This window comes from Streptomyces torulosus (genome assembly GCF_001419765.1).
Classification (GTDB): Bacteria; Actinomycetota; Actinomycetes; order Streptomycetales; family Streptomycetaceae; genus Streptomyces; species Streptomyces torulosus.
On record NZ_LIRK01000893.1, the window covers coordinates 1 to 13,795 of the forward strand.

Sequence of the window (13,795 nt, forward strand, 5' to 3'; positions counted from 1 at the left end):
GGCCGGGCGCCGTGGACGGTACGGGGCGGGGGCGGCGTGCTGTGGGAGGCGCACGGCCGGGGTGCGGGCCGGTGAACGGCGCTGAGCTGTGTGGAACTGCTCCGTGAGGTCCCGGAAGTTGGCCAGCAGTTCGTGCCCGAACTCCGTCGCGACCGACTCGGGGTGGAACTGCACGCCCCACACGGGACGTTCACGGTGTCGGATGCCCATCAGCACTCCGTCCTCCGCCCACGCGACGGCCTCCAGCGCGGGCGGCAGCGGCTCGCGCAGGCACAGCGAGTGGTAGCGGACCGCGGTGAAGCCCTGAGGGATGCCCTTGAAGAGGCCCTCTCCGTCGTGTCGTACGGCGGTCAGGTGGCCGTGCCGGGCCTCCGGGGCCCGGACGACCTCCGCGCCCTCGCCCGCGCCGATGCCCTGGTGGCCCAGGCAGACGCCCAGGACGGGCAGCGGTGCCGAGGCGATGATCCGTTCGCAGACGCCGAAGTCCTTGGCGCGCGTCGGGTTGCCCGGGCCCGGGGAGATCACCACGTTGTCGAAGTCGGCGAGGTCGATGCCGTCGCACTCGGGGGCGTCGTTGGCGAGGACGACGGGTTCGGTGCCGTTGACCTGCGCGATCAGCTGGAAGAGGTTGTAGGTGTAGGAGTCGTAGTTGTCGATGAGCAGGGTTCGCATCGTCGCTCTCCTCGGGGAAGCGGCGCGGAAGGACCCGGCGGGGGTCCGGAGAAGGGGGTGCGCGGCGGTGGAGGGCCGCGTGGTGAGGCGGACTCGCCGTGGCGGCCTCAGCCGGCCAGCTTGGCGACCATGTCGGCCAGTGTCAGTGCCTGTTCGTCATTGAGCCGGGGGTCACACAGGGAGTGGTAGGCCTCGGTGAGGTGGGCCTCGTCGGTCAGACGGGAGCCGTCGAGGCACTCGGTCACATCGCCGCCCGCCATCTCGAGATGGACGCCCCCGGGCCACTCCCCCAGCCCGCGCAGCACCTCGAAGAAGCCGGTGACCTCGTCGAGCATGGTCTTGAGGTGGCGGGTCTTGAGCCCGGTGGCGGTGGTGGTCGTGTTGCCGTGCATCGGGTCGCACACCCAGATCACGGGGTGCCCGGCACGGCGTACGGCGGAGACCAGTGCGGGCAGGCGTTCCCGGACCTGGCTCGCGCCCATGCGGCAGACCAGGGTGAGCCGACCGGGCCTGCGGAAGGGGTCGAGGCGCTCGCAGAGCCGGACGATGTCGTCGGGATCGGCGGCCGGGCCGATCTTGCAGGCGACCGGGTTGGAGATGCCCGCGAGGAACGCCACGTGCGCGCCGTCGACCTGGCGCGTCCTGTCCCCGATCCACGGCAGGTGAGTGGAGAGAAGAAACCATTCTCCAGTGAGGGGGTCCCGTCGGGTCAGTGGTTCCTCGTAGTCCAGGAGCAGCGCCTCGTGACTGGTCCACAGCCCGGTGTGCCGCCATCCCGGCCCTTCGGACCAGCGGGTCTGCCCGTAGCCCGGGACGATCGAGCGCAGGGAGCCGTCGTGCTCGTACGCCCGGCCCGGAACGTGCGGCAGCTCGCGGGCCGTCCGCGCGTCCCACACCTGGGGGCCGAGGGTCTGAGCGGTGGAGTGGGCCAGGGAGGCGAGTTCGTGCAGCACCGCCTTCGCCGTGTAGTAACCGCACAGCATGCGGTGCGGGTCCGGCGTACGGTCGGACGTGTTCGGACCGGGGGCGTTGACCATCAGTCCCCGGAACGCCGGCAGCTCCTGACCGTCCACCGTCTCCACCGGCCGGGACCGCGGCTTGGCGAATTGTCCGGCGATCCGGCCGACGGTGACCACCGGCAGGTCCAGGCGGTTGCTGACGCGCTCGGCGAGGCCGCCCAGCGCCCGGTGCTTGGCCCGGACCCCGGCGACGGCCTCCGGCCCGAAGGGCTCCGCGCAGTCCCCGCCCTGCAGCAGGAACGCCTCACCGGCCTGTACCCGGACCATGGCCGCGAGTACGTTGCGTATGTCGTGCGGGGTGGTCAGGGCCGACATGACGGCCAGGCGGTCGGAGACCGCCGCCGCCTCGTCCGGGTCCGGCCACGGCGGCTGCTGCTGGATCGACCGTCCCCGCCAGGAGGCCGGGTGCCAGGCCGGGTCATCGACCGGGCGAGCTCGCCGGAGCGAGGGGGAAAGTAACATGCGGCTATTCCTCCACCGAATTGAGGCGAAACTCTTCGGTGCGCGGCGCACGGTTGCCCTGACGGCCGTCACAGCGAAGGTTCTTCATGGAAAACGAGGTCGTTCCGGTCACGGTAATTCATGTCGTTCGGCGGGGAACAGAGCCAATTCGAGGATGACTTCGCCACTGAAGAGAGCCGATTTACCGGGACGGGGGAATATTCTCTCCCGACGGATCAGAACGTCTTGCCGAGTTCCCGCGCCCGGGCGTGTGCCTCGCGACGCAAGGTATCCGGGTCCGCGGCGAACCGCAGTGCCCTGACGGAAATGTCGGCGATCTCGGTGATGCCCGCCCAGCGCAGCCAGTCGTTGAAGGTCGCCGACTGGAAGTCGGAGCCGAAGCCCTCGGGCATTCCTGGCGCATAGACGCCACTCGTATAGATCGCCACTGCCTTCTTTCCCTGCAGCAGCCCGGTGTAACCCGATGTCCGGTCGAGCCGGAAAAGCATCCCCGACTGACTGACCACATCGATGAAGTGTTTCAACACGTAGGGAATTCCGGAATTCCACATCGGCACGCTGAACACATATCTGTCATAGCTGTCGAACCGCTCGAAGGTGCGGCGCACCGCCTGCCACGCCGCGTGCGCGGCACCCTCCAGCGGCTTGCCGGCGAGCACCGCCTTCTGGGCCGCGACGGCGGCCGCGTCGAAGGCGGGCAACGGCTCCTTCCACAGGTCGAACGTGTCGGCGGTCCCGTCCTCGTGGGCGTCGAGATACGCCTCGACGAGCGTCTCCGCGATCGCCCGGGACTCTGAATCCGCGCCTTTCGGGGAGGCGGCGATGTGCAGCAGGCGGGTCACTCTTCCCTCACCCTTCCCTCCACGGTCCGGCCGTCGCCGATCTGACGATGCCTTTGCTGCGCATGAGGAACTCGGCGAGATGGCCGTCGTGGGGAACGCCGGGTGCCATCCAGTGCGTCGGGCGGTCGCCGAGGTGGATGTTCCTGATGCTCGGTTCGGCGATCAGCCGCTCGATCAGAGCCTCGTCGCCGCCGAACACCGTCAGGACGAGCGTGTTCGTCAGGGGGGCGATGCCGTCGGCGGGTGCCCACGGCGCCACCCACACGCAGGGAAACGGGAGCTCCATGCCGGCCTGTGGGGCGTCGGGCCGGTCCAGTTGGATCACCGCGGGCCGCAGTACGGCACTGCCGTCCCCGAGTTCCTCGACGATCCCGTCGCCACCGAGCCGTACGGTGCCACCGCCGGTGTGCTCCAGCAGGTGCTTCTCCAGGGCCCGCGCCCCGGCCACGGGGTGGACGGGGAGGACGGCCTTGTCGTCCTGGGGCGGCAGGCTCGGCAGGGCGGCCAGGCGTTCGGCCAGGGCCGCGGCCACCGGCGCCGGGTCGCCGTCCACGAGGACGGCGGTGGTGTTGACGCACGCGGTCCCGGCCTCCTCGCTCACCGAGGCCACGATGGTCTCGAGCGCCACGGCCGGGTCCTCCCCGGCGCAGAGCAGGATCTTGGAGCGTCCGGGGCCCTGGGTGAGCACCGTCGGGTCGGAGCGGTACTTGGTCACGACCGGGTCACCGCCGTAGACGAGCGACAGGTCCGCGCCGCTGATGATGTCGTCGGCCACCGTGTGGTCGGTGGGCAGCAGCACCAGCCGGTCGTCGCCGACGCCGGCCTCCCGCAGCGCCGTCACCAGCCGCTGCGGGGTGAAGGGTTCACGGCTGGAGGGCCGTACGGCCGTCCGGTATCCCAGGGCCAGGGCCTCCAGCCAGAGCGCGTGCACCCCGGGGTGGTTGCCCGCAGCGTGCACCGCGAAGACGTCGCCGCGCCGGGTCCAGATGCCGCTGCCGCGCCGGGTCAGCGGATCCTGCCAGTGGCTGACGGTGCCGCGGGGGCGGGCACACTCCACCGTGTGGAACGCCTCGCGGGAACAGTGCGCGATGTGCTCGGTCGCCTTCCGCACCACGGACACCGGCAGGCCCGTGACCCGGCTCACCCGATGCCGGTACGCGGCCGCGGACACACCGCCGACCGTGCCGGTGGCGAACGCCTCCCCCGCCCGGGCCAGAACGGCCGACAGCTCGTCCGCGTCCAGTGGTGGCGCCTTGCGCAGGGCGGCCAGGCTGCGCTGCACGAACAGCCTGGGGACCAGGCTGAGTTCGGCCACCGGCCTTCCGGTGACGTCCGGCACGGTCAGTCGGTTGCGGGTCCGGTGGGAGCCGCGCGGCCCGAGGGCGTCGAGCGGGATCGGCCCGCCACGGCCGGCCTCCATCAGTACACCCCCTCGATGACGGCCTCGTTGTCGAAGGAGGGAACCGGGCTGACATCGGCAACGGAGTCGCCGACCTGGCCGGGCAGGGGGGCGATCCTCGTGGCGAGGTCCCGTTCGAGGTTGTTGGGCAGCAGGCCGCTCTTGCTGACGAAGTTCATGACGACCTGGCCGCGCTCGCCGTGGGCGACCTCCTTGCCCGACTCGGGGTCGATCACGGAGAAGGTGACGTAGGGAGTGAACGGGTCGAAGACGCACGCGTCGTCGATGCCCTCCCGCTCGACCATCCCGCCGAGGATCATGGTGCTGCCGTACTGGCCGAACAGCTGTACACCGGGGAAGACCTCCGTGCGCAGCAGGTCCCGGGTGTCGGGGTCCATGTGGGCGCCGCCCCAGATGATGGCCCGCACCTTGTCGTTGACCAGCTCGACCAGCCGTTCACTGCGGGCGAGCCGCTCCAGCAGCGGCGGCGTGGTCACGAGGACGCCGATGTCCTGGTTGTCCAGGACGAACTCCGCCTGTGCGATCACATGGGCGGCGTAGCGGTCGGCCTCCTCGGTCCGGCCCTCGGCCAGGCACTTCTTCACCCAACGGGGGTCCAGGTCGACGTAGGAGACGAAGCCGCCGCGGCGCCGGGCCTGCCGGGCGACCATCTCGCCCCAGATGTGCGGCCCGGTGGGAATCACGGCCAGCCAGTGGGCGCCGCGCGGATGACCGCGCTCGTCCATGTAGCCGGTGCACCAGGTCACGAAGCGGTCCGCCCAATCGGCCAGCAGGGGAACCCGCTTGGGGGCGCCGGTCGTGCCACCGCTCTCGTACACGCCGACGATGTCGGGGGATGTGCCGTAACCGCGCGGGACGAGATCGCGGACCGGGACGTTCCGCAACTCGTTGACCACGTTCGGGAAGAGCCGGAGATCGGCGAAGGTGCGGACGTCCCGCCGTGGGTCGAAGTCCAGGGTCCTGGCCCTTTCGAGCCAGTACGGCGACCCCGTCTCCGGGCTGAAGTGCCAGCGCATGGCAGCGGCGATGAACTCCTCCGGGTCGGGGACCCGGCCCGTGGGGAGATCGAGCACCGGATCGATGAGCAGGGTCATGGTTTCTCCTTGCATCGCACGACGTGGAGTCGGCGGTCGTCGCTCACGTGCCGCCGGGGTGCCCGGGCCGGGCCGTCGCTCACGGGCCGTCCGGGTGGGGGCTGGGACTCACTCATGGGCGGCCAGGGGGCCGCCGCGCACGTAGACGGCCTGGGTGACGGCGAGGCAGACCACGTAGAAGAGCAGGAATCCGATGAAGGCGGGCACTCCGCTCGCCCACTCGGCGAAGGAGAAGCGGAAGGCGAGGTTGATACCGACCCCGCCGAGCGCCCCGGCGGCTCCGGTGACTCCGATCACCGCTCCCACGAGCCGTCGTGCCCGCACGGGATCCGGGCCGGCGTCCCCGCCACCCGGTTCTCGGGCGGCCCGGTCCCGGAAGACCACCGGGATCAGCTTGTACGTCGATCCGTTGCCCGCGCCGGCCAGTCCGAGCAGGGCGATGAATGCGGCCGTGAAGAGCGGCAGCGAGTGCACGTGGGACGCCCATACGGCGACCGCGGTGACGGTGGTCAGCGAGGCGAAGACGGCGCAGGTGACCCGCGCGCCGCCGAACCGGTCGGCCAGCCACCCGCCCACTGGCCGGGTCAGTGACCCGAGCAGGGGCCCGAGGAACGTCAGCCCCGCCGCCTGCAGGGGGGTGCGCCCGAACTGGTGCTGGAGGACCAGTCCGAAGGCGAAGCCGTAACCGATGAACGAGCCGAACGTACCCAGGTAGAGGAGGCAGAGCAGCCAGCAGTGGACGTCCTTGACCGCCGCCCGCAGCGCGTCGGTGTCGTTGCGGGTGCCGGGCAGATTGTCCATGAACAGGGCGGCGCAGACCGCGGCGACGACGATCGCCGCGCACAGCACCCACAGCATCAGCCCGGGGCGGCTCGCGCCGGCCGTGCCCAGCACGGCCAGGCCGAGCACCTGCATGACGGCGACACCGACGTTGCCGCCGCCCGCGTTCACACCGAGCGCCCATCCTTTGTGGCGCTGCGGGAAGAACGCGTTGATGTTGGTCATCGACGAGGCGAAGTTTCCGCCGCCGACCCCCGCCACGGCGGCGACGAGGAGGAAGGTTCCCAGTGACGTCCCCGGTCGCATGACCAGGGCCGCGAGGGCGGTGGGGATCAGCAGCAGCAGCGCGCTGATGACGGTCCAGTTCCGCCCGCCGAACCAGCTGACCGCGAGACTGTAGGGAACGCGCAGCGCGGCGCCGGTCAGGGTCGGTACGGAGACCAGCAGGAACTTGTCCGCGGCGGACAGTCCGTATTCCGGTCCCATGAACAGGACCATCACCGACCACAGGCTCCAGACGCAGAAACCGATGTGCTCGGCGAGGACGGAGAACACCAGGTTCCTGGTGGCGACGCGCTTTCCGCCGTTCCGCCAGGACTCCTCGTCCTCCGGGTCCCAGTGCGCGATCCGTCGCCCGCGCCCCGAGTCGTGGGCGGACCCGGTCGTGGTGGTCGGCTCCAGCGTGGAACTCATGCGTGTCCTTCAGGCCTGGGCGGGTCAGGGGCGGGGCTGCTGAGCCGCGCGGGTCAGGATCCGGCGGTACACCGTGGGGTCGTCCTCGTCGAGGACGACGGGACTGGCGCCAGGGCGTCCGGCCCAGTGGAAGTCGACGCCGGGGTTCGCCCAGGCGCCGCCGTCCGCGGTGAACAGGTGCGGGCTGGTGACCACCTGGCCGGAGGTGAAGTCGTCGACGTGGGCGAGGACCGCGGCCCGGGCACGCCCGTCGTCGAGGGCCTCGCGCAGGGCCGCCGCGTCCACCTCGGCGCTGGACTCGGCGGCCTCGAGGATCACGTGCCGCATCGTGATGCAGGCGTTGTCGGCGAAGAAGGCGCGGCGCAGGGCCCGGTCGAGGGCCTCGCTCGCCGCCATGCCCTGCGCCTTGGCCGCCTGGACCGCCTCGGCGGCGAGCAGGCGGCTGACGGGCCAGCGCCAGTCCGGCTCGTCCCAGGAACGCCATCCCGCGTCGGGTTCCATCTTCGCGGTGACCGGGATCTCGGCGTCGATGACGGGCTTGGGCAGAGTGCCTCGGTTGATGATCTCCAGCAGAACGGCGCGGTGGTCGAACCGCACCACGTCGGTGAGGCCGAGTTCGGCGCGGGTCTGCCACAGCCGGTGGACCGCCACATGGGCCCACGGACAGGCGAGGTCCGCGTAGACGGCCACGGTGCCGGGCGCGACGCTGATCACTGACCGGTTTCCCTTCTGGTACGTGGTACGTGGTGCGGACTCGGGCGGGACCACCGGGGAGGCGTACGGGGGCAGCGTGGCCCCGCCGAGGGCCTGGAGTGCTCTGGGAGCGCCCAAGGGCCTCGCGGCGCCCACCCGTTGAGGACCGGGGCGGGGAGTTCACGGACGCCGCGAGGAGATGAGGGGAGGGTCAGGCGGCCGCGCCGGACTTCGGACCGGTGGGCGGCAGCTGGCCCAACTCGGCGCGTACGGAGCGGACGCGGGCCACGTCGAGGCGCAGATCGTCGTCGGAGACCAGGATCTTGGCGTAGGAGCTGCGGACCTCGCGCTTGAGGACCTTGCCGGTGACACCGAGCGGGATGTCGTTCTCGCCCTTGCAGACGACGAGCGCGGACAGCTGGTGCATGCCGGCCTTGCGCAGTGCCGCGTTGATCTGCGACAGCAGGTGTTCCGCGGTGTCGTCGCAGTTCTCCTGCATCCGGATCACGCCGATCGGTTCGAACAGTTCCGGGTCGGCCGGGCTGACCGCGCCGACCACCGTGCAGTCCACCGCCCGGCGGCAGGCCTTGAGGATGATCTCCTCGGTCGGCAGGCTGTGGACGGGCCCGTTGACGGTCTGGATGACGTCGGTGGCACGGTCGTACTGGTAGAAGCGGCCCTTCTCGTCGTAGTAGCCGATGTCGCCGGTGAGCCAGAAGCCGTCGTTCTTGGAGCGGTGGGTCAGGTCGGCGTCGGCCCAGTAACCCAGCGTCTCGGTCGGTGACTTGACTCCGATGTAGCCGATCTGGTGCGGGCCGAGCCGCTTTCCGTGCTCGTCGAAGACGGTCGCCTCCTCCACGACCGGCTCGGGGTAGCCGACGCAGCGCTGATAGGCCTCGGTGTCCGGGCCGTGGATGTTCTGGAAGACGGCCATGCCGACCTCGGTCGAGGCGAGCCCGTCGATGTACCGCGAGCCCTGCCGCCATTTGCCGCCCTCGCGGTGCCGGCCGAGGCGGACCAGCTCGCGGATGTGCGCCTCGTGCGAGGCGTCGGCCGTGGCCAGCCAGGTCGTCACATGTGCGGCCGCCGACGGCTCCAGTCCCAGGGTCGCCAACTCACCGAAGGTGATGGGGAATCCGATGACCACGGTCGGCTTCCACCAGCGCATGGCCTCGGCCACGGCGGGTCCGCGCTGGTCCTCCATGACCAGGGTGGGTACGCCGGTGAGGGTGGCCATCATCATGTAGCTGAGGCCGGATCCGTGCGACGGGGGGAACGTCAGCAGGTTCTTGTCCTGAAGACCGGACGGCATGGTGAGGATGCGGGGACGCTTGCCGGTGAAGAACTGGCGGTGGCCGAGGACCGGCGCCTTCGGCATGCCGGTGGTACCGGAGGAGTGGGCGATGAGCACGGGGTCCCGGTCGCCGTGCCGGTACGGGTAACCCGTGGGCAGCGGGCCCGCGGGCCCCGCCGCGTCGATCTCCTCCTGCGTGACGGTGAGACCGAGGGCCTGCGGTGATTCGGCGGCCTCCAGAAGGGCGGTGAGCCGGCCGGAGTCGGCGACGACGACACGCGGCTCCAGACGGGCCAGGTAGCGGGCGGCGATGTCGGGCGCCATGTTCGGGTTCACGGGGGCGGGGATGGCGCCGAGGCTGTTCACGGCCAGGAAGTGGACGAAGTTGGCGATGCCGTCCTCGGACTGGATGCCGACCCGGTCTCCGCGCACCACGCCCGCCGCGTGGTACCAGCGGGCGTAGCGCTCGGTCGCGTCCCGCAGGTCCCCCAGGGTGAAGACGCGGACGTCCTTCTCGCCTCCGCCGCGCGGCAGATGGTGCAGCAGCGGCGCGTCCAGGTCCTCGGCACGGTCGAGCGTGTGCCAGAGGAAGGTGCCGACCCCCAGGGACTTCTCGGCCACCAGTTCCAGCCGGGCCCGCAGACCGCGCTGCGACGGGCCGAGGTGCATGCGCCGGACAGAGGCCAGGTGTCGTTGCAGGGAACGGAGTTTCATGTACGACCTCTCCTTGGGTGAGGGAGTTGCGTGGACGTGCGGGCCGGGGGCCCGACGGCCTGTGGCGGGTGGTCAGTGGCGGGGCAGGGGTGCGAGGCGGTCCGTCAGGTGGGCGCGCCACTCGTCGACGCGGGTCGGTGCCGGGGGCACGGAAAGTCCGGGCCCCCAGTCGGTGACCGCCCGGATGCCGTGCAGGGCGCTGGTGATCCACACCTCCCGCCCGGCGAGTTCGGCCGGAGTGGCCCGGGTGTGGCGGACCGTGACGCCGAGCCGCTCGGCCCGGTCGAGCAGCAGGCGCCGGGTCACGCCCGGCAGAATCCGGCCGTCCTCGGCAGGTGTGCACAACACGTCCTCCTGCCACCACAGAAGACTGCTGAAGGCGCCCTCGACGGCCCTGCCGTGTTCGTCCAGGAGTACGGCCTCATCCGCACCCTGCTCCTGGGCACGCCGGCGGAGCGGTTCGAGAAGGGGGAAGTCGGGGCCCTTGAGGTCGGGCCGGGTGCGGGGGTCGGGCACGTCCGCCACCCTGACGCTCGCCCGTTCCCGCAAGGGAGGCGCCGGCCGGACCCGCAAGGCGAGTCTGGGCTGCGTGCCGGCCAGAAGTTCCACGCGGGGAAACCAGGTACCGGTCCGTGGCAGCGTCTCGGTGACCTCGGCACGGAACGGGCGGACCGCCCCGGGCTCGACGCCGAATTCACCGACGGCCCGGGTGAACCGCGCCCAGTGCATTTCGTACGCGCGGACCTTCCCGTCGGCCAGGAGCCATGAATCGGCGACGACCAGACTTTCGGCATTCTCCTCGGCGACAAGACCCGCACAGGGGTGCCAGACGGAGAAGCTCGACGCGTGGATTTCCGTTTGCATGAGGGGTGGGCTTCCAATCCCTGGCTGCGGTCCGAGTTCTTCGGGTGGGGGAGGCGGGGAGGGAAAAAGCCATCTGCAGGTGGACCGGCCGGAAGTCTCCGGCGGTTCGCTTGACACTTCAACAAGGTAGGCCGGGTACGGCCGGGTCACCAGAGCCAATTGGACACGGCGTCAAGGAGCCATTGCCGGTCCCCCGTACCGCGCGCTCGAGGCACCGCCCGCTGGGCGCGGAGCGCGCTACGGACTTCGGCGTCCGGCGGACGAGCCGGGAGTCGACTTCCCTGCGTGCGCTATTGCCCTCTCCCTTACAGTGGTGCCGTGTCCTCGGCAAACAGCGTGGTGGCGCGCAATGTGCGCGCCCTCAGAGAGCAGCGAGGCCTGTCTCTGGCGGAACTGGCCCGCCAGGCCGGCCTGGCCAAACAGACACTGTCCAAATTGGAGTTGGGGACGGGGAATCCCACCGTCGACACGCTGTTCTCCATCGCCGGCGCGCTCGGCGTGCCGGTCACACGGCTGGTGGCCGAGCGGGAACAGGTGATGACCGTGCAGCGGGGTGACGACGTCGTCTGGGAGCGGCACGACGGGTACGAGTCCCGGTCCCTGGACCATGTGTACGGCTCCGGTGTCATCGAGAACTACCTGGTCCGCCTCGGCCGTTCGCCGGACGCGGACAGGCCGTCCGAGCCGCACCCGGTGGGCACGTTGGAGCACCTGTACGTGATCAGCGGTCGGGTACGGGTCGGCCCTGCCGACGCTCCCGTGGAGCTGGCGGCCGGCGACTTCGTCCGGTACCCGGGCGACCGGCCGCACGTATACGAGTCGCTGGACGGGGAGAGCCTGATCCACATCGTGGTGAGTGTGCCGCGCGCGCTTCCCGGCACCGGCGGCATGGCCGTCACCCGCACCCATGGCCACTAGGGGGTGTTTCGTCGACCGGCTGCGGCACCGTCGTGGCCGGTGGCGGCCACGTGGTGGAGCGGTACATCGATGCGGCCCCGCGCGCCACCAGGCGCACAGGGCCGTGGATCGAGGCAGGTCCGCGGGAGGTCATGCCACCGGCAGGCCGCCGCGTCCGGACGGGATCGAGCCGCGCGCCTTGGCCGCGGTGACCGTGCGAGCCGCTTCGTGGGCCACGCGGCGCAGGGCCCCGGCATAGCGCGAGGGGTCGAAGCGGTGGTCGGCGCCGGCGACGGAGACCGCGGCCAGCGGGCGGCCGACGGGGCCCATGATCGGTACGGCGACGCAGGTCAGTCCGAGGGTGGCCTCCTGGCGGTCGTAGGCGATGCCGTCCCGGCGGATACGCCGCAACTCGGCCCGGAAGCTGTCGGCGTCGGTGAGGGTGTACTCGGTGAGAGCGGACAGCCCCGCCTCGATGGCCGCCTCCGCGGCGTCGTGGTCGAAGGCCAGCAGCGCCTTGCCGACGGCGGTGCAGTACGCGGGCAGCCGCGCGCCGATCCGTGAGGGCGTGCGTGCCGCGCGGTGACCGTGGATCTTGTTGACGTACACGATCTCGGTGCCGTGCAGCACGGCCAGATGCACCGTCTCGTGCGTCAGTTCGTACAGATCGGCGAGGTGGGGCAGCAACCGCTCCTGGAGCAGTAAGGGCGTCGGCCCATGGACGCGGTTGCCCATGTCGAAGAGCTGGATGCCGAGCCGGTAGTTGCTGCCGACCCGCTCGACGAGATCGTTGCGCTGCAGGATGCCCAGCAGGCGGAACGCCGTCGACTTGCTGAGGCGGGCGCAGCGGGCCAGCTCGCTGACGCCGACCTCCCTGTCCTGTTCGGCGAGCGACTTCAGGAGGACCAGCGCCTTGTCGACCGCTGTCTGTTGCTCGGGCACGGGGCTCGGCGCACCGGGGTGCGGGGGGTCAGCATGCTCGGGACGAAGGGCGGTGACGCGCATGGGCAGACTCCGAGGAAGGACCGAGGGCACCGGGAAGGTCTGAGCGACCACTGAAATGGACGCATGTCCAATGTAGGAGACCGAGTCGGGCTTGTAAACGGCGCGTGCCACAGCGGTGTCGGCCTCGTCGGTCCCGCCGCTCGCCTACGGCCGGAAATAACACAACCGCCCGTCGTGCGTCGGCGGCACGACGGGCGGTTCGAGGGTCTTCGGACGAAGGACGTCAGGCGCTGAAGTCCTTGTCGCGGGTCTCGGGCAGGGCCAGCACACAGACCAGGCTGACCAGGCAGAGAGCGCCCGCGTACACGCCCAGGATCAGCGGCGACTTCCAGTGGGTGTTCAGCCAGGTGGCGACCAGCGGGGCGAAGCCGCCGCCGAGAGTGGCGGCGAGGATGAACGTCGCCGACGCTCCGGTGTAGCGCAGCCTGGCCGGGAACAGCTCCGGGAGGAACGCGGCCATCGGGGAGAACATCATGATGAACAGCACGAGCCCGATACTGAAGGCCCCGGTGATCAGTACACCGTCGCCGGTACTCAGGGAGCCGAACATGGGCAGCGCCCACAGGGCGCAACCAGCCGCCCCGGTCAGCATCACCGGGCGTCTGCCCACCCGGTCGGCGAGCTTCGCCACCGGCACCGTGGCGGCCACGACGGCCGCGGCGGCGATGCTCGTGGCGGTCAGCATCGTGGGCTGGGGGATGCCGAGGGCGGCCGGCCCGTAGGAGATGCTGTAGACGATCGTCAGGTAGTACACCGCGGAGCCGCCGATCGCCGCGCCGATGCCGAGGAGCAGTCTTCCCGGGTACTCCTTGATCAGGACACCGAGGGGGAAACGCGGTGCGGCGGCGCCGGCGGGACGCTGCTCGAAGACCGGGGACTCGGTGACCCGGGAGCGCACCCAGAGGCCGACGACGATGAGGACGGTGCTCAGCAGGAACGGAACGCGCCAGGCCCAGTCGGCGAAACCGTCCTTGCCGGCGATCGACAGCGTCGGAAGGATCACGGCGCTGGACAGCAGGAAGCCGAGCGGCGGGCCGGCCTGCGGGATCGACGCGAACAGGGCGCGGCGTCCGGGGGGCGCGTGCTCCGCCGCCAGCAGCACGGCCCCGCCCCACTCGCCGCCCAGGCTCACGCCCTGCAGCAGGCGGAGCACGACCAGGAGCACGGGGGCGACGAGGCCGGCCGTCTCGTAGGTCGGCAGCAGTCCGACGCCGACCGTGGACAGGCCCATCAGCACCAGCGAGAGGAAGAGGGCCCGCTTACGGCCGACCCGGTCGCCGATGCTTCCGAACAGCACCACGCCGACGGGGCGGGCCAGGAAGGCGGCGGCGAAGGTGAGGAACGCG

Annotated in this window: 12 protein-coding genes; 1 reads left to right on the top strand and 11 read right to left on the bottom strand. The window is 71.0% G+C overall.

What is annotated here, in order from left to right:
* The 9 genes from AOK23_RS41965 to AOK23_RS42005 form a co-directional block, all read right to left on the bottom strand.
* The coding region (locus tag AOK23_RS41965; RefSeq protein WP_169800389.1) for an anthranilate synthase component II at positions 1–672 on the bottom strand (672 nt) is incomplete at its 3' end.
* A gap of 107 nt (positions 673–779) precedes the next feature.
* The gene (locus AOK23_RS41970) at positions 780–2,153 is read right to left on the bottom strand and encodes a 3-deoxy-7-phosphoheptulonate synthase class II (RefSeq protein ID WP_063791505.1); all 1,374 of its coding nucleotides are present in this window, start codon (positions 2,151–2,153) and stop codon (positions 780–782) included.
* Positions 2,154–2,368: 215 nt separating this feature from the next.
* Entirely contained in the window at positions 2,369–2,995 is a 627-nt protein-coding gene (locus AOK23_RS41975; RefSeq protein ID WP_055717647.1) for an FMN-dependent NADH-azoreductase, read from the bottom strand.
* Positions 2,996–3,002: 7 nt separating this feature from the next.
* The gene (locus tag AOK23_RS41980) at positions 3,003–4,415 is read right to left on the bottom strand and encodes an aldehyde dehydrogenase family protein (RefSeq protein WP_055717648.1); all 1,413 of its coding nucleotides are present in this window, start codon (positions 4,413–4,415) and stop codon (positions 3,003–3,005) included.
* Entirely contained in the window at positions 4,415–5,509 is a 1,095-nt protein-coding gene (locus AOK23_RS41985) for an AMP-binding protein (RefSeq protein WP_055717649.1), read from the bottom strand. The genes AOK23_RS41980 and AOK23_RS41985 overlap by 1 nt, the downstream gene beginning before the upstream one ends.
* Before the next feature lie 108 nt (positions 5,510–5,617).
* Positions 5,618–6,982, bottom strand: coding sequence for an MFS transporter (locus tag AOK23_RS41990; RefSeq protein ID WP_055717650.1), 1,365 nt, complete (start codon positions 6,980–6,982; stop codon positions 5,618–5,620).
* 24 nt (positions 6,983–7,006) lie between these two features.
* Positions 7,007–7,696, bottom strand: coding sequence for a DsbA family oxidoreductase (locus AOK23_RS41995; RefSeq protein WP_055717651.1), 690 nt, complete (start codon positions 7,694–7,696; stop codon positions 7,007–7,009).
* A gap of 190 nt (positions 7,697–7,886) precedes the next feature.
* Positions 7,887–9,683 carry a class I adenylate-forming enzyme family protein gene (locus tag AOK23_RS42000; RefSeq protein WP_055717652.1) on the bottom strand — a complete coding sequence of 599 codons (1,797 nt, stop codon included), beginning with the start codon at positions 9,681–9,683 and terminating at the stop codon, positions 7,887–7,889.
* Between the two features lie 72 nt (positions 9,684–9,755).
* Positions 9,756–10,547: an aminotransferase class IV gene (locus AOK23_RS42005; RefSeq protein ID WP_055717653.1), complete on the bottom strand. Its 792-nt coding sequence runs from the start codon at positions 10,545–10,547 to the stop codon at positions 9,756–9,758.
* Positions 10,548–10,865: 318 nt separating this feature from the next.
* Here AOK23_RS42005 and AOK23_RS42010 point away from each other — a divergent pair, with 318 nt between their 5' ends.
* The gene (locus AOK23_RS42010) at positions 10,866–11,465 is read left to right on the top strand and encodes a helix-turn-helix domain-containing protein (protein ID WP_055717654.1); all 600 of its coding nucleotides are present in this window, start codon (positions 10,866–10,868) and stop codon (positions 11,463–11,465) included.
* A 129-nt stretch (positions 11,466–11,594) separates the two neighbouring features.
* Here AOK23_RS42010 and AOK23_RS42015 read toward each other — a convergent pair whose 3' ends face one another.
* A complete protein-coding gene (locus AOK23_RS42015; protein ID WP_240496821.1) occupies positions 11,595–12,386 on the bottom strand; it encodes an IclR family transcriptional regulator in 792 nt (263 codons plus the stop codon).
* 286 nt (positions 12,387–12,672) lie between these two features.
* The coding region (locus tag AOK23_RS42020) for an MFS transporter (RefSeq protein WP_055717656.1) at positions 12,673–13,795 on the bottom strand (1,123 nt) is incomplete at its 5' end.